14 protein-coding genes are annotated in these 21,410 nt (G+C 41.2%); 6 read left to right on the forward strand and 8 right to left on the reverse strand.

The annotated features are described in order from the left end of the window. Nucleotides 1–9: 9 nt before the first annotated feature. On the forward strand, nt 10–996 hold the full coding sequence (locus ESV85_RS11950) for an alpha-E domain-containing protein (protein WP_146917882.1): 987 nt from the start codon (nt 10–12) through the stop codon (nt 994–996). A 21-nt stretch (nt 997–1,017) separates the two neighbouring features. Here the strand turns inward: ESV85_RS11950 and ESV85_RS11955 are convergent, their stop codons facing one another. The 8 genes from ESV85_RS11955 to ESV85_RS11990 all read right to left on the reverse strand — a co-directional run bounded on the left by ESV85_RS11955 (nt 1,018) and on the right by ESV85_RS11990 (nt 11,729). Then, nucleotides 1,018–1,791 carry a DUF6503 family protein gene (locus tag ESV85_RS11955; protein WP_146917884.1) on the reverse strand — a complete coding sequence of 258 codons (774 nt, stop codon included), beginning with the start codon at nt 1,789–1,791 and terminating at the stop codon, nt 1,018–1,020. 173 nt (nt 1,792–1,964) lie between these two features. Continuing rightward, a complete protein-coding gene (locus tag ESV85_RS11960; protein ID WP_146917886.1) occupies nt 1,965–3,101 on the reverse strand; it encodes an AEC family transporter in 1,137 nt (378 codons plus the stop codon). Between the two features lie 15 nt (nt 3,102–3,116). Beyond that, entirely contained in the window at nt 3,117–4,286 is a 1,170-nt protein-coding gene (locus ESV85_RS11965; protein ID WP_146917888.1) for a pyridoxal phosphate-dependent aminotransferase, read from the reverse strand. Between the two features lie 62 nt (nt 4,287–4,348). After that, nucleotides 4,349–4,792 (reverse strand): hypothetical protein, encoded by a 444-nt coding sequence (locus tag ESV85_RS11970; RefSeq protein WP_146917890.1) that lies wholly within the window; start codon nt 4,790–4,792, stop codon nt 4,349–4,351. 36 nt (nt 4,793–4,828) lie between these two features. Further along, a complete protein-coding gene (locus ESV85_RS11975) occupies nt 4,829–6,289 on the reverse strand; it encodes a SusD/RagB family nutrient-binding outer membrane lipoprotein (protein ID WP_146917892.1) in 1,461 nt (486 codons plus the stop codon). A gap of 29 nt (nt 6,290–6,318) precedes the next feature. Next, nucleotides 6,319–9,786, reverse strand: coding sequence for a SusC/RagA family TonB-linked outer membrane protein (locus tag ESV85_RS11980; protein ID WP_146917893.1), 3,468 nt, complete (start codon nt 9,784–9,786; stop codon nt 6,319–6,321). Between the two features lie 203 nt (nt 9,787–9,989). Continuing rightward, on the reverse strand, nt 9,990–10,904 hold the full coding sequence (locus tag ESV85_RS11985) for a FecR family protein (RefSeq protein ID WP_146917895.1): 915 nt from the start codon (nt 10,902–10,904) through the stop codon (nt 9,990–9,992). 204 nt (nt 10,905–11,108) lie between these two features. After that, nucleotides 11,109–11,729: an RNA polymerase sigma factor gene (locus tag ESV85_RS11990; RefSeq protein WP_146917897.1), complete on the reverse strand. Its 621-nt coding sequence runs from the start codon at nt 11,727–11,729 to the stop codon at nt 11,109–11,111. 364 nt (nt 11,730–12,093) lie between these two features. Here ESV85_RS11990 and ESV85_RS11995 point away from each other — a divergent pair, with 364 nt between their 5' ends. The 5 genes from ESV85_RS11995 (at nt 12,094) to ESV85_RS12015 (ending at nt 21,280) form a co-directional block, all read left to right on the forward strand. Beyond that, the gene (locus ESV85_RS11995) at nt 12,094–13,347 is read left to right on the forward strand and encodes a PepSY-associated TM helix domain-containing protein (protein ID WP_146917898.1); all 1,254 of its coding nucleotides are present in this window, start codon (nt 12,094–12,096) and stop codon (nt 13,345–13,347) included. A 327-nt stretch (nt 13,348–13,674) separates the two neighbouring features. Continuing rightward, nucleotides 13,675–14,343 (forward strand): response regulator transcription factor, encoded by a 669-nt coding sequence (locus ESV85_RS12000; RefSeq protein ID WP_146917900.1) that lies wholly within the window; start codon nt 13,675–13,677, stop codon nt 14,341–14,343. Continuing rightward, the gene (locus ESV85_RS12005; protein WP_146917902.1) at nt 14,340–15,707 is read left to right on the forward strand and encodes an ATP-binding protein; all 1,368 of its coding nucleotides are present in this window, start codon (nt 14,340–14,342) and stop codon (nt 15,705–15,707) included. Before ESV85_RS12000 ends, ESV85_RS12005 begins: the two co-directional genes overlap by 4 nt. 87 nt (nt 15,708–15,794) lie before the next feature. Then, entirely contained in the window at nt 15,795–20,120 is a 4,326-nt protein-coding gene (locus ESV85_RS12010; protein ID WP_146917904.1) for a CusA/CzcA family heavy metal efflux RND transporter, read from the forward strand. Further along, nucleotides 20,120–21,280 (forward strand): efflux RND transporter periplasmic adaptor subunit, encoded by a 1,161-nt coding sequence (locus ESV85_RS12015; RefSeq protein WP_146917905.1) that lies wholly within the window; start codon nt 20,120–20,122, stop codon nt 21,278–21,280. Before ESV85_RS12010 ends, ESV85_RS12015 begins: the two co-directional genes overlap by 1 nt. The last annotated feature ends 130 nt before the right edge of the window (nt 21,281–21,410 follow it).

A 21,410-nucleotide genomic window follows, 5' to 3' on the forward strand; every position in this document is an offset into this window, starting at 1 on the left:
AGAAAGAATATGCTAAGTAGAGTAGCAAATAGTATTTATTGGCTAGGGAGATACCTAGAGCGCGCGGAGAATTATGCGCGATTTATAGACGTGAATTTTAACCTGATGCAAGATCTGCCGCTAGATCTGAAAGAGCAGTGGCGTCCTTTGATTGCAGCTACGGGAGACTTGGCTCTTTATGAGAAGAGTTGTACTGGTTACGAGAAAAATCAGGTTTTATTCTTTTTGGGGTTTGATGCAGAAAACCCAAACTCCATGGTCTCCACCATCAAAAATGCTAGAGAAAATGCCAGGATCATCCGTGAAAACCTAAGTAAGGAAACATGGGAGAAAGTCAATGAACTCTATTATATGATGCAGGAAGGCTTGGAAAAAAAGGTTTGGAAAAAAGAAGATCCAAGGCCGTTTTTTGAGAAAGTAAAAAACCAGATTTTATTGATTTATGGTATTGCTGATAGCAGTGTGGCTCGAACTGAAGGGTGGTATTTCAGACAGCTTGGTCAATTCCTAGAGAGAGCCGATAAGACTTCCAGGATGTTAGATGTGAAATATCATATTCTCTTGCCTTCAGACCAGGAGATCGGAACTCCTCTTGATTTCCTTCACTGGATGGCTTTACTGAAGTCAGTTACTGCATTCAATACCTATCGCAGATTGTATGGGAATATTGAGTCTGCCAATGTGGTGGAGTTTTTAACACTGAATAAGTACTTTCCTAGATCCATCTATTTCTGTATCAAAGAAGCCGAGAAATGCCTCCATAATATCTCAGGAAATCTGGGGGGTGGATATATGAATTCGCCTGAAAAGGCTATGGGCGAGCTGCGATCAAAACTGGAATTTGCAGAAGTAGGAGAGATTATTGGTTTTGGCTTGCACGAGTATTTGGATAATCTTCAGTTGAAAATTAATGAGATATCTAATTTAGTCGACTCTAACTTCTTTACTATCAGAGATAATCAGACCTATCAAACTCAAAGTCAAACTCAGAACTGATCAGCTGAAATCTCCGGGATATTAATCTGCGAAAACCCCATCTTTTGGTTTTTCGAATATTTCTGAGTCAAACTCTTCATCCAAAAGCAAGGCATCTGCTATGGTGACTTGGTATTTTAAAATCTTGGTAGAGTCGTTTTCAATAGTGTAACCTGTAAGAATTCTAGGAAAAAACACACCATTTGATTCTCTGTAATCATCGTATTTCAACGCGCTAAGAGGAGGGTTTTCACTGTCATTGGAAGGAACCGAGTAAAGAACGTATTCAACTCTCTTGGTTTCAGGGTTGACCAGCATGAAGTATCGGTTCTTAGGGTTTGTTGATGCTGTGTTAGTATCAAATTTTGCCTGGAACGTTGAGTATTTTTTACCATTCAATGATTTGTCCTCTACTTTTTCTACCGTCACTCCCTGATCAGTGAATACAAAGGGAATGTTGAAAAAGTAGAAATACAGGTTGTGATAGAACTTCAGGGATTCTCCGCTATAAGCTTCTCTGTTTGGGCTGATCCAAGTCTGATACCCATCAAAACCAATCTCAAAATCCGTAGTAGATAGGCGAATTTTTCTACTTTCCAGATTGATGAAAGCATTTTCCTCTATCATGATGCCCTCATGGATCATCGCATAGCTCTCTGCTTTGGCATTATACCATTTTTGCCATTCTCCGTGTGCCTCTAAAACCGCAGTGAATTCAGGAGAAAGCTCAGGAAGTGCTTTTTCTACGTTGGTTTGGCAAGAAACAATAGAGACTAGAAGTAGTAAGGAGGCAAATGTCAGGGTGATTTTTTGCATTTTGTAGCGTGTTTGGGGCTTCAATTTAGCATGAAATTGAGCGTCTTCCAACCTGATGATTTCACTAAGTTTCTTAAATAGAAACTGGTATTTAGATTAAAAAAAAGCCCGAGCATTGCTCAGGCATTTTCATTTGGTCAAACCTATCGGTTATTCTATTGACCTACCTAGTGTTACTCAACTGAACTGTCTTTTAATTCTTTCTCTCGTAGGTTTTCAAATCCAAAATCTGCACTCTTCACCCATTGAACGGCTTTTGGCAATAAGGCCGCGCCGATCAATACCCCACCGATAGTGATGACATGAAGCGGATAAGTGAAATAGCTTCCCGATGTGAATACGCCTAGAATCAGTAAGGTGCTAAAAGGCATCGATACCGCTAATACGTTGATTCCCAATTCCAGATCAAAGGTTGGATTGTCTTTCTGAGCCTCATTTTCATATTCAAACTTACGTATCGCCGACATGTGTGCAAATGGCCAGAAACTCACGGCACTTTGCGGAAACACCACTGCTAGTAGTATCGCTGCCTCGGAAGGCATTGGCACTAACCAGATGAATAGACCGCTAAGCAGAAATGTAAATCCAGCTCTGAAAGTGAGTATAGAGGTAATCATGCGCAGTTGGTCCCATTTGAAAATCACGGCTATGCCGATGAAAATCAAGACTAGCGGAGTCATCATATCCTTCATCATCAGGATAGATTCGCTAAGGAAACCTGGCATACTTTCCATATTGAATCCAAAGCTGAGCAGAACAATTGCAATTAGAATAACCAGGTTGATCGGTTCACTTACCATGGCTATCAGCAGTTCTTTTACCTTTTGGCCATTGGATTTAGATTTGAGGTTTTGGTTTTTGTAATACCAAGACATGGCTAGTAAATAGGCTAATACTAATACAAAAAGCTTATTTCCAATGTCTGACAGTGCAGCCCAAGCTAGCGCGTCATCACCCAGATACTCTACTATAAAGGGGAAACAGGTCAATCCCGGAGCCAAAGAAGGGAGAAGCAACATCAGTGTTCGCATGGCCGGTGTATCCGCTTTGACGCCAAAATATGGCAGCGAGTACTTGGTAAGGAAGATCATCACAATATTAAATACCAAAGCCAAAACCGGAAGAATCAGCAGATCCGGATTGATTTCGATTTTCAACAAGGCAACAAAGATCATTGCCGGCAAGGCGATGTTTAGAATTATGGATTTTAACCCCTTTTTCTGATCCTCATTTTGAAGTTTTTTCTGGAGAAATATTCCGATAACTATCAAAAGGAGCAGCGATAGGGTCTTCTGAAGTGCAATACTCATACGAATCCTTGTTTACTATGCGGTCACTTTTTTGAATGCATCGACGAAAATTTCCATTTCTTCCATGGTGCCCATACTTACTCTACACCAAGGTTTGTTGTCTATGTTGAATACCCTGATACCAACTCCGCTGTCGTACATGCCTTTCATAAATGGCTGTCCTTCCATTCGAAGTGGGAAAATCATAAAGCTGGTTTCGGTAGGAATGATATCGTAACCTAAAGAAGCTACTTCACCTTTGGTGTATTCTCTACATTCTGCATTCATGCTTCTACAGCTGCTGAGGAAGCTTTCTTCCTTCATGCTTGCAATAGCGCCATTTAGTGAGGTGACACAAAGTCCCATTGTACTTCTAACCATAGAAGTGATGCTCTCGATACGCTCAGGAAGTGCTACCATGTAGCCAATTCTCAAGCCAGCCATTCCGTGGATTTTGGAGAAAGTTCTAGCTACAATTACATCCTTACCTTCGGCTACTAACCCTACCATAGAGCTTTCCTCTGGTTTCTGAAGGAATTCCAAATAAGCTTCATCTACGAACACCGGAGTTTTCGCTGATACTTTGGAACAGAAAGCTTTTAGTTTGGTAGCATCAGTAATTGATCCTGTAGGGTTGTTTGGATTACAGATGTAAACAAGATTCGTTTCAGAGTCGACAGCTTTTTCCATTGCATCCAGGTCATGCTGATAATCTCCTGTCAATAGCGTAGGCTTCCACGTGGCGCCAAGGTTTTGAGCAGTATTCATCAATGACATGTAGGATGGATCTGCAGAAACTACATTCCCGCCATTCATAAACTGTACAAAAGCTACTTTTTCCAGAATATCTGAAGAACCAGGAGATAGCATGATGTGGTCTGCTGATACTCCTTCTTTCTCGGCGATCATGTCAAGAAGTATTTTTGCTTCCCCATGACCATATCTGTTGCCTAGAGAAATAGATTCCGAAATGGCTTTGATCACCTTTGGAGATGGACCATAAGGATTCTCATTTGCATTTAATTTTGCTACTATTCTAGCTTCATTGTATTGAAAAGTTGGAATGTGCTCATGTAGAATTGAGTCAGGCTGATATACTGCTAGTGCTTTGTTTTTTGGCATGGCAAAAGCAGGGGCAATCGCCATAGTTCCCACAGCCATAAGGCTGGATTTGATCCAATTTCTTCTGTTAATAGAGTGGTTCATAGTAATTTTAATAAGGTTGTAGAAAGATTTAGAGGATTGATTTTTATAAAGAATGAACGTTGTTATTTGACCCGAACAGTGTGGTATTTTCTGAAGGCGACATTTTTGTAGGTTCCTGAGAATTCAAGTCGAACCGAGCTTCCAATAGTTGCTTCTGATAAGCCCAGATCAGCCCAAGAAATAACCAATTCAGCGCTGCCGCCTGTATCTGTCACCAGTTTGGCTACTTCATTGGTGTTATTGATGAAGACAGCGATGTTTAGGTTGGGTACAGGAATGGAGTCTATCCCTTTAGTGTAGTCTAGAATGTTGGTCTTATCGAGTTCTAGAAATCTGGATCCCACCGTGACTGGGGAAGCGGCACTGAATGAACTTCCTTCAAGTAAAACCAATACTGGGGATGCTACATTTGGCGTAGCCAAATCCTCGGCTTCCACGCAGGATTGGGTGAACACAATAGTGGCAAACGCTGCCAGAATTAAGTATATGTTGAATGACTTTTGCATATGAATTTCAGTTGAATGATTAGAGATCGATTTTGATTAGTCTACCCACCAAAGTGGAGTTCGCATGTTGTCAGAGCCTCCTAGTTTTCTTACACCTTCGTCTAGATTTGCTTTGTTGAGGGAGTATTCGGAAGTGGGGTACTCTATTCTAGTAGGAAGTATTCCATCGTTTGAAAACACAGCGCTTGGGTTCGGTGCAGGCATCACAGGATATCCTGTTCTGCGGTATTCGTTCCAGGCCTCTACTCCTTGTCCGAAAAGTGCAATCCACTTTTGAGTCATGATGCTTTCCTTAGTGACTTCGCCTATACGTGACATGTAATCACCTGGCATAGTGAGGCCCTGCTGCTTGAAAGAGGCTTTGATTGCACTTTCTAGGAATTCACTTGCATCACCCGTGATATCTCCGTCTAATGCTGCTTCGGCTTTGATGAACTCCACTTCTGCATAGGTCATTAGTACACTTGGAGCGGTTGGGTCCAAATATTTAAGTCCAATTCTCGACGCGTTGTATGTTCCGGCAGCTGCATCGGTCAGGCCATTTGGCAAGCCAGCGTAGCTTCCATCAGCCAAAGGCTGCGCATAGACTGTGATTCTTTCATCGTCAAGTGCAAGAAGTTTATTGATCAATGTTGTGCTGATATTCCAATCTGATCGAGTGGAGAATACATCAAACATTTTGTTTCTGCTGCCGATTACATCGAAGTGAGTTAGCTCAGCTGTCTGAGAATTGCTCTCGATAACAGGATACTTGGTAGGGTTAGCCAATATTTGACTCATTATAGCCCGTGATTCTGTAGCTTTTTTAGATGCTTGTCTATTTGCAATTCTCAAGGCAAGTGAATTCGCGAAGCGCTTCCACTTCATGATGTCACCGTTGAACATGATGTCCCCGACTACAGCTGGTCCAGAAGTAGAGAGAAGATCATTTGCTTCCATCAGGTCAGCAAGAATGCCTGCGTACACTTCCTCCATAGAATCGTATTTCGGAGAGTTGATGGCTTCTTCCGCTGTGCCCTTCAGCGCTTCAGAATATGGAATCGGTCCGAATACATCTGTGAGATATGCATAAGCAAATGACTGCATGACCATTGCAATGCCTACATAATTGGCATTTTCGTATGTTTTGCCTGGTCCAGATAGGGATTTTACTTTCTCGAAATTGATCAGGGATTCTTTATAGATATTGTTCCAAGTGCCGGAAGAGATGGTGAGAGGAATCTCATAACTGTCGCCTTCAGCATTGATATAGATATTTCTGGAAAGATGCTGGATCCAGCACATGGCTGCATCGATATTAAGCCTTTCATACCTGGTGCTGTGTCCCCAATATCTGTCCACTGTTACTTGTATTGCATTTGGCAAAAGCAAGGAAGGGGAGATGGCGACCGGGTTGTTTGGATCGGTATTGATTTCTTCAAAATCCTTGGTACAGGAAGTCATCGTACCAAGAGTCAGAAGAAGTATTGCGAGAGTGTATATGTATAGTCTATTCATGATAAGTTCTTAATAGGTAAAAGATTAGATCAGAATGTCACGTTAAGATTGAAGCCCAGATTACGTGTAGTGGGCATTTGGCCGTAGGCAAATCCTTGTCCGTTGCCACCCTTCATATCAACTTCTGGATCCATGTGAGGATGGTTCTTGTAAAGAATAGCCAGATTACGTCCCACGAAAGAGAGTTTCATGGTTTGGATGAACTTATTGCCTAGGAAATTTTTTGGGAATACATAGCCCAAAGACACTTCACGAAGCTTCACGAAGGTTCCGTCAAAAATCCCTGATTCATGGTAGGTACGTGGGTTCTGCGCATTCCAGAATGTCCCTGCACTAGCGATTACATCGTTTGGTACATACACTGGCGCCTCTGACGTACCTATATTCATTACACCTTGACCTATTACTCCTTCTTCTCTGCCTATGGCAGTTTCAGCATATTGACCGGTTTTTCTGGCAAGGCCAGTTCCCACATCGAATATGTCTCCGCCCATTTTTACATCGATCAGCGTATTCAACTCAAGACCTTTGTATGCTAATGAGTTGGTCCATCCGCCTATCCAGTCAGGCTGAATATTTCCAAGTGTGTAAGTGCCTTCTTCTAATACAGGAAGACCATTGTTGTAGACAAGCTCTCCTTCTGGACTTCTTAGATATCTTCTTCCGTAAAGTGAGCCATAAGGCTGACCTACTCTAGCTTCAGATGTAAGCGAGTTTTGAGTGCCTAGAATATAGTTTTCAAGACCTTCCGCTAGTTCTACTACTTTGTTTCGGTTTCTGGCAAAGTTCAATGCAGTGTACCAGCTAAACCCTGATGCGGTGTTGATAGGAGTAGCGTTAATCGTAAGCTCAATTCCTTGGTTGGTGATTTTACCAGCATTTAGGATTTGACTGCTATATCCTGAAGCTGTAGAAATAGATACCGCAAGAATTTGGTTTACAGTAGACTGGTGATAGTAGGTGAAGTCTATTCCTGCTCTTCCTTCAAAAAACCTAAGATCCAAACCGACTTCTTTCCCCGTAGTGATTTCCGGTTTAAGAGTTCTATTTGCAATCTCATTTGATTCTGAATAGGTAGGCGTAGTTCCTGCCCAAAGTCCTTCAGAGGAATAAACTTGATTAAGTAAATATGGATCTGCATCATTACCGACCTGAGCTATACTTCCTCTGATTTTTGCAAATGAAAGGAAGCCCGACTGCACGTCGAAAATATCTGTCAGCACAGCAGACATAGCTACCGATGGATAGAAGAAGGAATTGTTTGAAGTAGGTAAAGTACTGGACCAATCATTTCGCCCCGTCACGTCTAGAAACAAGTAGTTGTTGAATCCAAATTGAGCGGACCCAAATACACTATTTACGACTTGTTTTCTAATCGTACTGGAAGGTGTAACTGGGCTGGCGTAGTTACCTAGGTTGTAAAGTCCATCAATGGTAAGCTGACCAACGCTTACTGAGGTGCTTTTGTAGTTATTGACCCTGTTGTTTGCCCCAGCTTGTATTTTCAAAGAAAGTCTTGGAAGCAAGTCCTTGTCAAAAGTCAAAATAACGTCACTGTTTGTTTCTTGACTGTTTAGAACTGATTCTGAATAGGAGCCAAACCTTTTGACATTGTTTTTGAAGCTTTCTGCACTGTTGATGTTTATACGGGTGTCGCTCCAGTAGTCCGTGCCTGATCGGGCCAGGATGCTGAAATGCTCGCTGATGTCGTAGTTCAGTGCTATGCTTCCTACTAAGCGGTCTTTTTCATTTGAGTTGGGTAAATACTTTTGGTTGAAAAATGGATTGGAAAAGTATTCATGTTGCCAGTTGGCATAGGGATAATCATCACCAGCTCTAAAGGTGAGTTTTTGGGTGTCATAATAGTCTTCCCAGTTTTTTAACTTGGTATAGTCCGTGTGTCTGTGAGCCCAGATGAAATCCTGACTTCCTGTAAAACCTCTGTTGTCTGAGCCTGATTTGACATACTCAGCATTCACGCTCATTTGAAGCTTTGGGATGAATTTGTAGGAAGTGTTTATCTTGAAGTTGTTACGGAAATAATCATTGTCCGCCATGATACTGGTCTGATCCAGTCTTCCCATAGATACTCGGAAACTACCTTGATCATTTCCTCCGGATAGTGCGATGGTATTTGAGATACTTTGACCTGTTTCCCAAAAATCATCGTAGTTGTTGGGCTGAGGAAGAAGAGCGACTTTCTCTGGTGCGGAATACCAAAGTGGCACCATTCTACCGTCCATAGGAGCGCCCCAACTTTCATCCACACCGGCAGTTCCACGAATCCCGTCTGCATCAAATCCATTTCTTCCGTCCACATACCAAGTTCTGTAGCCAGTTCCACCGCCATATGTATTCTGGAAATTTGGCTTTACAAGTGGATTATCAAATGTCATATTGCTGTTGAATTCAATGCCTAAGCCTTTGGATCCAGATCCATTTTTGGTAGTGACCATAATGACCCCATTTGCCGCCCGAGAGCCATATAATGCTGCTGCTGTGGCACCTTTTAGAATGGTCATTTCTTTGATGTTGTCAGGACTTATCTCAGATAAGCCGTTTCCATACTGTCTACTAGAGGTTTGCTCCAGTGGAACACCATCTACTACCACTAGAGGTTCGTTGTTTCCAGCTACTGAAGATGATCCTCGGATTACGATATGGGCGCCACTGCCAGGCATGGAGTTTCCTGTTACCTGAACGCCAGCTACTCGCCCTGAAAGGCTATTCGCCACGTTAGTAGGTCGGGATTCTGTAAGGGATTTCCCATCTACACTTTGTGTGGAATAGCCCAGCGCTTTTTTGTCTCGCTCTAGTCCAAAAGCAGTTACCACTACCTCATTCAACGCCAAATCAGACGAAGCTAATTCGATGGTGAACATTGAGGTGCTTCCAACTTTGATCTCTTGAGTGGTAAATCCTATAAAAGAGACCGTCAAGATTGCGTCGGAGCTTTCATCAGGTAGGGTTAAGGAGAATTTTCCATCTATATCAGTTACCACTCCATTCATGGTTCCCTTGATCAGGATACTTGCGCCTGGAATGGGTATTTGTTCTTCGTCTACGATCACGCCAGAGATTACTCTTTCTATTTTTTGAGACGAGGGGATTTGATAAGAGAAATTGGGTAAGGTGGAAGGAGCTTCAGGTGCTGCAGAAGACTGCTCCAGCATGTAAAAGTCTCCGGCGCCTTTTCTAAAGTGAATCTGACTTCCTTTTAGAATCCGTTGAAGATTCTCCTCGGCAGTCAGTTTGGAGTTAATAGCTGCGGGGATTTTTGTTTCAGCATCTACCAAAGAAGAAGGATATGCTATAGATATGGCATATAAGTCCTCTAGTTCTTTAAGTGTAGATGCAAGATTTTTAGTATCCAACTTCTGCGTAAGGGTTGGGCCTTTGGCAAATTGTGTGAGATTTTGGCCTTCTGCGGAGAGTGGGAGCGCTAGCACTCCAGTCACCCCGACTGCCAATAGATAACGGGTAAATTTGATGAGCATAGATTAACAGGTTAGTGGTTAGAATGATAACTCGCGTTTATTTTGGGCCAATTGCTAATCATTCATAGATCTGGGTATGGTAAATACCTAGATCTCACTAGTGTAATTTTTTAGCTGCTGGTCTTTACCATAGCTTTTACTCGAACTAATCTTACTTTCATTAATATTCTTGCTTGCGATCCGGCCGAAAGGCAAGCGGTAATCTATTGTACTCGTATTGGATTCTGTTCTAGATGGATCTTGGTATCGAATAGTACTTCGATGTTTTCGATCACCTCATTTGGATTGTCTGTTAGTGGTAAGCTTCCTGAGATAAGATGATAGTTTGTTGGTGGTGTCTGATCTACTAATTCCAAATCATACAGTTCTGTGACTATGCTTAGGACTTCTTCGAGACTCTCATTTTGCATTCGAAGTTTTCTGTCTTGCCAAGCAAGAAGTTTTATAGGATCAGCCACTGTTTTGGCTTCTAGTTGATGATTTTCTACATTTAGTTTTATGGTTTCTCCAGGTACTACCATACGATTTGTATTTCCTTGTTCGCTTTGGTAGCCGAGCTTTACGCTTCCTTCTATTAGTGTTAGTTTGTGTATTGGGTGTTGGTTTTTGAGATTAAATTCAGTTCCAAAAACCTCCACTTCCATCACATCTCCTTCATTGATTACAAATCGTTTGGATTCTGCGTCTTTAGCTATTTCAAAGTATGCTTCTCCGATCAGTTCTACTTTTCTTTCAAAGCCAAAAGCCAAATTATAGGTATAAGACAACGATGAGTTGGAGTTCAGTAAGGCTGTAGAGCCATCAGGCAATTCTATTTTCAGCGTTTCATTGGAGCCCGTTTGATAAGTATGTTTTTCTAGTTTAAGTGTGGTCCAAAGCGCCCCGTTTATCGCAAGTATTACAAGTATTGAAGCTGCGATTTTTGTGTAGCTGAGAATCCTTCTTCTGTTACTTCTCTTTTTCTCATGCTTTTGAATACCAGTCTTAATATTCCCAAGTATTTTTTTCTTCAGGGCCTGCTGATCTTCTTTATTCATTTGACCTACAATGTCTGTTTCGAAAATTTCTTCGAATTCAGCATTATCATTTTGAAATAAATTGGAACTTTCTTCTGTCATGACTTCTGTCTTATACTATACATGTCAACTCAAACAGAATTATCCTCCATACTGAATAGAAAAAAAACCAACTTTTTTAATTTGGATATATTTTTTACTAAAAAAGTCTATTTATGAACCCTAAAAGTAGAATAAGTGCAAAAATGAAATGCATCAATGATGGGAACTTGGTGCTTCAGAATAAGCTTGGGGAGGTATAGCTCCCTAATTGAGGTAGGGTATGGTACTAAGTGATTCAAAAAGAGACTCTGAACCTATATAAGTAAGTACTGATAGAGTGAGTTCTCGTAGGCTGATCCGTATATCCTTTAGCGCCCGCATCAGGTGTTTTTCCACTGTGCTAACTGATATTTCAAGATTTTCAGCAATTTCAATATAGCTCAGCCCTTTTTTGAATCGGAGTTGATAGACTTTTTTCCGCTGTGGAGGAAAATCCTGTACTACTTTTTTGATGTTTGATTTCAGGTCATTAAAGAGAACCTTTTCATCTGTCGATGAGCTTTTTTGTTCGCCTTTGGATTTTTCCTGATCTGAATATTTATCTCGTATGGTCTGTGACTTGTACTGGTTAATGATACGGTAGTTTACCGAGGTAAAGAGGTAAGAGGAAAGAGATGTGTGGATATCGAGTTTTGCGCGTTTAGTCCAAAAATCAATAAATACTTCCTGCACGATTCCTTCCACGATCTCCTTTTTACCAAGTTTTTTATAGCCGAAATTGAACAGGCGCTTCCAGAAAAGGTCATAAACATCAATAAATGCTGCCTCATCACCATTCTTGATTCTTTCTATGATTTCCTGTTCGTTTAACACTTTTTCGGGCATGGGGTCTTTTACTTAATAATTGGTATGCTAAAATTGTAAAATCAGTAAAAGTTGGTTTTAAATATTCTATCAGATAGAATAATTTTTGTTAAACTATCAAAAAGTGGGTTTAAATGAAATAGAAAGTTAGAAAATTTGTTTCAAAAATCTGAAAAGAGGGCTAAAAATCGATTGCATTAAATTCAGAGTTTAAAGAGTTTGTTGACAAATAGCTAGTCATAAAGCATGCTCTTTTGATCTCCGTTTGAATCAAATAGTTGTTCTCTAATTTTTTTTAATTCTTTCTTAGATTAAATCTAAATAATAAAATACTTCCTTATTTTTGCCCCGTAATTATTCTCATTCTCTTTAACCTGACCACTTTATGCAGCCAAAGAAATCTACTACTTGGAAAAGCATTCGAAATATTTTTGACCAAATACACTTGTATGCAGGATTGATTTCTGGTTTGGTGGTTATAGCGGTTTGTTTCAGTGGGACGATTTATGTCTACAATACTGAGATCCGTGAGATAATGGATTCCGAACTTTACTTCGTGGAAGAAACGGGAGAGCGTATGTCAGCAGATGAGCTGAAAAGTTCTTTGGAGAAAAGCTCTGATTCGAATGTGGTAGGCCTAATGTGGAACGAGGAGTCTGATCGAAGTGTGCAGTTTACCTTAATTAGGGATGGAGAGGAGGGGAGAGGAAGTACTTTTTATGTCAACCCGTATTCTGCTGAGATTTTGGGAAATAGCTCTGACAAAACCTCTACAGTGGAGTTTATGGGTTATATGTTTAGCCTTCACAGGTGGCTACTTCTGGATAGAATAGAAACGCCTATTCTGGAGAGCATGAGTAACCGTGACCTTGGCAGGTTTATCAATGGAGTTGCTACGCTATTGTTTCTTCTGGGAGTGATTACAGGTATAGTGATCTGGGTTCCAAATAAAGTGAAGAATTGGAAGCAAGGTTTGAAAATCAAATGGTCAGGAAATTGGAAGCGAGTGAACCACGATCTGCATAATAGTTTGGCATTCTACGCCCTTATTTTCCTTTTTATCATGTCTGCCACTGGCCCTTTTTGGTCTTACGGGTGGTACAGAGAAGGATGGCAAAAGACTTGGGATACCTATCAAGCGCCTGCTCCGAAAAGTGAAGTTGCTGCTAAGCCAACAGCTGAAGCCAAGCCAGAACTTGCTGCTCCTATAGAAGAGGGAAACCTTGCTGTTCTTTCTTTGGAGGATATTTTCGCCAAAACGAACGCTGAGCTTCCTTATGGTGGAAATATCAGAGTTTCTCTTCCATCCAAATCTTCTGATCTCATTAGCGTGAGTAAATACAGAACGGGTTTTTTCGCTAGAGCTGGTTCTGATCAATTGACCTTATCGGCTGCGGATTTATCAGTGACTGAGGCTAATTTGTTTTCAGATTTACCTTTCCGTCAGCAAATAGGCAGATCAGTGAAGTCACTACATGTAGGAGATATTTTTGGGCCATTCTCTAAGTTTCTATGGTTTGTAGCTTGCTTGATCGCGACTTCATTGCCGATTACGGGGACTTTGATCTGGTGGAATAAGAGAAAAAAGAAACCGACTAAGAAAAAGCCAGCCGAACAGCGTGTAGCTGAAATGGCGTAACATCTTTTTGTTTTTACCACAGGAGAGCACTGAGGTTTCGCAGAGGGCGCGATTTAATGTTGCCCTGCTTTTTCGGAAACTGGACTAGAGAACTGGTGATGTGATTAATGTCAAACTTGTCCCTAGTGGGACTTTTGACTAGATCTCCAAAACTTTAAGACAATCTTAAGCAATAGAATTACTTGACTGAGATTGAATTGCTAACTTTTGCATTGAAATTCTCACTAAAGAGAATGAAAGAACATTTCTAAGGATAATTCATTGTTCACTAATCACTAGATTTCCTAGTTGCGAACTTTGCGTGATCTCTGGGGTAAAAAAATAATCATGCGAATTCTAGTCGTAGAAGATGAACCGGGTATTTCCAGCTTTTTAAAACAAGGCTTGGAAGAGGAATCCTATATCGTGAATGTCGCTGAAAACGGCGAAAAAGGACTTCAGTTGGCACTAAGTGGCGATTATGATCTTTTGTTGCTTGATTGGATGTTGCCATTAAAAAGTGGGTTGGAAGTCTGTCGGGAATTCCGAAAGCGGTTTTCAGATACCCCTGTTATTTTTCTCACCGCAAAAGACACCGTTGACGAAACGATCATCGGACTGCAATCCGGCGCAAATGATTACATCAAGAAACCTTTTCATTTTGAAGAGTTATTAGAGCGAATCCGTGTGCAATTGAGATCGAAGGTTAATTCTGAGGAGAAATACACCCTAGGTCCCATTACCCTCTTCACAAATAGACATCAGGTTTTTCTGAAAGAAGAGGAAATTCAGCTGACTCAAAAGGAGTTTGCTTTGCTGGAATACCTGATGAAAAACAAAAATCAAGTTTGCCGACGCACGCAGATTATCGAGGAGGTGTGGGATATTCACTTTGATTATAATACCGGTGTCATTGATGTGTTTATGAATTCGCTCAGAAAAAAGCTACACTTCACCACCAATGAAGACTACATCCATACGGTTCGTGGTATCGGCTATATAGCTAAGGATTTATGAGTATTTCATACAAGGAACGTATAGCGCGCCGACTGACTTTGGTCACGGCTTTGATCGTCCTCGTCGTATTTGCTATTATCTATTTGGTGGTGGATTTCACTGTAATCCAAACTATAGACCGTGAGTTGACACTTGAGACGAATAAGCATGTAGGACAGATATTTTTGGTAGAGGGCGAGATTCGTTTTGCGCACATGGACGAATGGCAGGAGATGGAGCATAGTCAGATACAGCTTAATCCAATTTTCATAGAGATAGTTGATATGCAAGGCAATTCGATGGATAAGTCGCCTAATCTTGGTGAAAACCACTTGAGTTTCTCTCCAGACAGAGGGGAAAAACATGAAACTTGGACCTTGAAAGCTGGGAGCAGGGAAGTTCGTCAGATGCAGATTCCGCTGAATCATTCTGGCAAGAGAGAGGGATATATGTTGGTGGCAAAATCCTTTGAGGATGCCAGAGAATTGCTCACAAACCTTAGAAATATTTTACTCTTACTTTATCCAGGGATACTTATTTCCTTGTTTTTATCTATGCGTTTTCTGGCGGGGAAAAGTATTCAGCCCATCCAGAAGATTATTCAGAAGACTAATCTTATCTCCCAGAGTAATTTAAATGAACGTGTCCCAGTAGCCGAGCCGAATGATGAAATTGCCCAGCTTACACGCTCGATAAATGAGTTGCTTTCTAGATTGGAGCAGGCACTGACTCGAGAGAAGCAATTTACTTCGGATGCATCGCATGAGTTGAGAACTCCATTGGCAGTGATGAGGGGAACACTTGAAGTCTTGATTCGTAAGCCTAGAACTTCTGAGGAATATGTGGAAAAAGTAAAAATGGCTCTGGGAAGTATAGACCGGATGTCAGAAATGATAGATCAATTACTCTCACTGGCTAGAGTTGGCAAAGGTAAAATGAGCAAAGATGAAGTTGAACTTCTCTCCTTTGTTAAGAATTTTGCGCAGCTGTCAGCAAAGGAGTCCGGCAGAGAAATCGAATTTGAAACAAACCTTTCTAAACCGATTTTTAGACTTGTAAATGAGAAATCACTTCAGATGATTTTGAATAATCTCCTTCAAAACGCCATCAAATACTCCGCGTCATCTACTAAAATTATTATGCAGGTAGGAAATCATGAAGGAGCTCCATTTATACTTGTTAGAGACGAAGGGAAGGGGATGGCCAGCGAATCATTAGCTAAGATTTTTGATCCATTTTATAGGGAAATTGATGAAACTGGAGATCCTGTGCAAGGGACAGGATTAGGGCTGGCGATAGTGAAAAAACTCGCTCTAGAATCCGACATACAAGTGGAGGTAGAAAGTGAAAAAGGTGAAGGAAGTTCGTTCCGATTGATTTTTTAGTAATTAAGTTTAAGGCAATCTTAAGGGAGTTTTTAGTGCATTAAGAAGGTAATAGTCCAATTTTGTAATTCAATTATTACCTCCCGCATGTTAGATAAAATTATCCAATGGAGTATAGGGCATAAGCTCATTATATTCATTTTTATAGCAGCCTGGATAGGTTTTGGGGTTTACTCCCTAAGTAACCTCCCAATAGGCGCAGTTCCAGATGTGACGACAAATCAAGTGCAGGTGATCACTACCTCACGAAATCTCGCTACTGAAGATGTAGAAAAATACCTGACCTATCCGGTAGAATTGGAGATGGCAAATCTTCCAGGTATAGTCGAAATTCGTTCCATTTCTAAGTTCGGACTTTCGGTAGTTACCATCGTCTTCGAAGACAAAATGGGGACCTACCTCCCTCGGCAGCTGATCGCAGAGCGGATCAAAATGGCCGAAAAAAGTATTCCAGCTGGTTTTGGAACGCCTACGATGGGGCCTATTTCCACAGGTCTTGGAGAGATTTATCAATATGTGATTGATGTAGAGCCTGGCTATGAAAGTGAATACACTACTACTGATCTTCGAACAATCCAAGATTGGGTGGTGAGACGTCAACTTTCTGGAATCGAAGGTGTAGTGGAGGTGAATACTTGGGGCGGTTTCCTGAAGCAATATGAAGTAGCTATCAATCCTGAGCGATTGAAGGGCATGCAAATCGATATTGCTGATGTGTTTAAGGCAATGGAAATGAACAACTCTATCGCTGGTGGCGGATACATTGAAAAAACGAATGAAAGTTTCTTCATTCGGGGTGAAGGGCTAGTTGCCAGCTTAGAAGACATAGGAAATATTGTTGTAGATGTAAGAAACGGCGCTCCTATTTATATTCGGGATATAGCTGAAGTTGGCTTTGGTCATGCAAATAGATTCGGAGCAGTCACAGCAAATGGCGAAGGCGAAAAAGTCTTGGGTCAAGTGATGATGCTGAAAGGTGCAGATTCCAAAGGGACTATTGATCGGGTGAAAACTCGCTTAGAAGAAATGAAAACTTCGCTTCCTGAAGGTGTGGTCATCAACGGATTTCTGGATCGCTCTGAATTGATCGGTAAAACAACTTTTACCATTGCAGAAAACCTGATTTTAGGTTGTTTGATCGTGGTTTTTGTAGTCGTTTTACTTCTTGGAAATTTCAGGTCTGGATTGGTGGTAGCTTCTGTAATTCCATTGGCTTTACTTTTTGCACTTTCCATGATGTACATCTTTGGTGTGGATGCCAACCTGATGAGTCTTGGAGCAATTGACTTCGGGATTATCATCGATGGAGCGGTGATTATAGTGGAATACATTGCCTTCCAATTTACCAAAGCAGATAGTCAGCTTGTCGGACTTACTAAGGATCAAATACAAGAAAAGAAAGATGAGATCTCTTTCAGAGGAGCTTCCAAAATGATGCATTCAGCGATTTTTGGACAGATTATCATCATCATCGTATTTATTCCGATTTTATCACTTACAGGAGTGGAAGGCAAGATGTTCCGCCCAATGGCAGAAGTATTCTCCTTTGCTTTGGTTGGCGCAATGATCCTGGGTTTGACTTATGTGCCGGTAGTGTCAGCTCTTTTCCTAAAGACTACACCTCCAGGCCCTAAGAACATTTCCACACGAATCATCAAAGGAATCACCAAGGTTTATGAGCCTGCGATCACCTGGGCATTAGATCATACCAAAGTTGTGTTGATTACAGCTTTTGGGTTATTAGTCGGTACGATCTTGATTTTCACTACCATGGGTTCTGAATTTGTGCCTACACTGGATGAAGGGGATTTTGTGATTCAACCTTTTTTGAAAACTGGAACCACGCTGACCAACACAGTAGAAACTATCACAGAGATTGAGAAAATATTGAAGCAATTCCCTGAGGTGAATCAGATTGTGACCCGAATAGGTGCCGCTGAGATTCCTACTGATCCTATGTCCATGGAGGAAAGTGATGTGATCGTGACCTTAATACCTAGATCTGAATGGACTACAGTGGAAACCAAGGATGAGTTAGCAGAGAAATTCAAGGAGGCACTTTCCATTATTCCAGGGATGGCATTTGAATTTACCCAGCCGATTGAAATGAGGTTCAACGAACTGATTACCGGAGTTAGAGCCGATTTGGCGATCAAGGTATTCGGTGAGGATTTAGATGTGTTGCTTAGTACTGCTCAGGAAATTGAAGCTGCCATCCAAGGTGTAGAAGGTGCCGCAGATATTATTTTAGAAAAAGTGGATGGGTTGCCTCAAATGAAAATTGAATACAATAGAGGCAAAATCGCAAAGTTTGGATTGAATATTTCTGACCTGAATCAGATAGTTACCATGGGGTTTGCAGGAATGACTGCAGGAACTGTTTTCGAAGGTGAAAAGCAATTTGATCTTGTGGTGAGATTTGCAGAGCCTTTCCGCAAGGATATCAAAAATCTGGAGCAAGCATCTATTCAGCTTCCAAATGGAGGTTCAGTGCCGCTTTCGGAATTGGCAACAATCAGCTATACGAAAGGACCAGCGAAAATTTCACGGGATAATACCCAGAGAAGAGTAGTAATCGGGGTGAATGTGCGTAATAGAGATCTTCAGTCTGTAGTGGATGATATTCAGGCTATTGTGAACAATCAAATTGATTTGCCGGCAGGTTATAGAGTGGATTATGGTGGACAGTTTGAAAACCTTCAACAAGCTAGAAATAGACTTATGATTGCCGTTCCAGTTGCCCTATTCCTGATTTTTATTCTGCTCTATTTTGCATTCTCATCTACCAAAGATGCACTGATGATCTATTCAGCGATTCCACTTTCGGCAATAGGGGGAATTCTCCTACTATGGGCGAGAGACATGCCTTTCAGTATTTCTGCCGGCGTTGGATTCATTGCCCTTTTCGGTATTGCAGTGCTGAATGGAATCGTACTAATCGAACATTTCAAATCCATGGAATCACATTATACCAATATCAAGGACTTAGTAATTAAAGGGGCAAAAGAGCGCTTAAGACCGGTGCTGCTTACTGCGGCAGCGGCGGCACTTGGCTTTTTGCCAATGGCAATCTCTAATTCGGCAGGTGCAGAGGTTCAGCGTCCATTAGCAACGGTGGTAGTTGGAGGATTGATTTCTGCTACTTTCCTGACACTGATTGTACTTCCTGTTTTGTACGTATTATTCAAAACCAAATCAGGAGGATCTTCTTCCTCTTCCAAGAAAGTCTTGACTTCCTTGGTGCTTATTTCCATGATTTCTTTTGCTGCAAAAGCACAAGAAACTCCATTAACATTGGAGCAGGCAGTAGAAATAGGAATGGAACGAAATCTCAATCTTAAAGCAGCAGACAAATCTTTAGAGATGGCTAATACCAAGATTGGTCAAGGCTGGAATCTGGATAAGACCAACGTTTATTATTCAGAAGATAAAAATGATATCGCTGAAAACGGAGTCTTCAACAGGAAGTGGGGAATTAGTCAAACCCTTGCCTTTCCTACACTCTATGGCGCACAAAGAAATGCGCTGGAAGCCGGAGCAGAAATGCAGCTCAGCCAATTTGAACTGCAAAAGAGAAAGTTGACTGGTGAGATAAGTAAAGGATTTATTCAGGTGAAATATTGGCAGGACTTGATCCGAAACTACAATTACCTAGACTCGTTGTATTCCGAATTTTCCAGAGCTGCTTCACGCAAGTTTGAAACAGGTGAGAGCAATTATCTGGAGAAATTGACTGCTGAAGGAAAGCGTCAGGAGATTGGGTTAAAGAAATCTGAGGCCAATGAGAATTACCTAATGGCGATGGATCATCTGAAACTACTGTTAAACTGGGAAGATGAGTTGGTGCTTGCGGAGGAAGAGATTACCCTCGACACTTCATTGATGCAAGATTGGTCTACGCACCCTGGAGTACAATACTATGAAAGTGCCGTAAGTCAATCTGGGTATCAGATTCAAACCGAAAAGCGAAAGCTTCTTCCTGATATTACCATGGACGTGTTCCGTGGGACAAATCCTGGAGCAAATGCAAAAGTCTATCCTGGATTCCATGCTGGTTTGGCTATTCCACTCTTTTTTGGTGCTCAAAAAGCTAATGTTCAAAGCAGTGAATTTCAGCAACAAAAAATTCAATTGGAAGCAGAGCAATATAGAAATCAACTGGAAAACCGAGCACAGCAATTACATAGACAACTTGATCAGAACATTCGAGTGATCACCTATTATGAGGAGGAAGGCAAAACTCTTTCACTTCAGATACTTGAGCAAGCTCAGAGATCATACCAAGAAGGAGAAATTGATTTTCTCCAATACGTCCAATTAATGGAAAATTCCAGGACGATCACATTACAATACTTGCAAAGCAAATTTGCATATCAACAAACTATTTTGGAAATCAACTACCTTCTGAACTAATGAAGAATTACACCATAAAATCAATATTGTCTATTTCGCTAGTGGCTAGCAGCCTGTTGTTCTTTCAATGCACAGGATCAGGAGCACCCGAATCAGAGGCAGTAGAAGTGGAAGCAGGAACAACTTCTGGACCTTTTATTACTGTTTCAGACAAGCAATTCGAGACGATGAAAATGACTTGGGGAAGCCCTAAGTTGGAGGAGTTTTCTGAAGGGATTTCGGTACAGGGAATGGTGAAAGTTCCTGTGGAAGGTATCCAGGAGATTTCAGCTTATTTCGGAGGCTATGTTAGCGGTTTAGAGATGTTGGAAGGAGAGGCAGTTCGAAAAGGACAAGTGCTTTTCTATCTCGAGAACCCTGATTTTATCCGTTTGCAGCAGGATTTTCTGGAAGCAAATAGCCAGTTGAGTTATTTACAAGCAGAATATGAGCGTCAGAAAACTTTGTTTGGGGAGAAAATTTCTTCACAGAAGAACTACCTGAAAGCTGAAGCAGATTTTCAGTCTACAAAAGCCAAGGCAGAGAGTTTGAAGCGTCAATTGGCGATGATCAATATCAATGCAGATCAATTGAAGCCCGAAAATATTCGATCTAAAGTTCCAGTATATTCTCCTATTAATGGATTTGTAGAGGCAATTCATTTGGTTCAAGGTTCATTCTTAGATGTGGCAGGAAAAGCAATGACATTGATCAGCACCGAACATATGCATATGGAGTTAGTGATTTTTGAGAAGGATGCGGCTAGAATTCATAAGGGGCAAAAAGTGCAGATTTCTATTCCGGATCTCGCTGGTAAGAAGTTAGAAGCTGAAGTGTTTATGGTAGGAAAGTCTATTAATAGCGATCGTCAGATTAATGTTCACGCTGATTTAATTAACGAAGAAGATGAGGCTTTGCTAGTAACGGGGATGTTCGTGGAGGCGAAGTTGATTATGGATCCGAAAGAAGCATGGGTAGTGCCAGTGACTTCGGTGATCGCATCTGAAGGACAAAACTTTGTATTGGTGCAGCGTGAAAAAACTGAAACCGGATTTAGATTGGAGAAAGTTGCAGTGCAGACAGGACTGACAAGCGAAAGTATGATAGAGCTCCTGCCAAATGAGTCATTTGACGCAAATACTTTGATTCTAACCAAAGGAGGATTTAATCTCCTGCCATAAGGGTTGCTTATTGCCACGGAGTTCGGGGCGATGCCCTGAGGGGCACAAGTAAGAGTTTTATCCGTTTATGTTACCTGACTAATCGGGAAAGGCAGGCAATAACGTCGGGGATGTACTATTAACAAGCATT

Source organism: Algoriphagus aquimarinus (assembly GCF_007997215.1).
Classification (GTDB): Bacteria; Bacteroidota; Bacteroidia; order Cytophagales; family Cyclobacteriaceae; genus Algoriphagus; species Algoriphagus aquimarinus_A.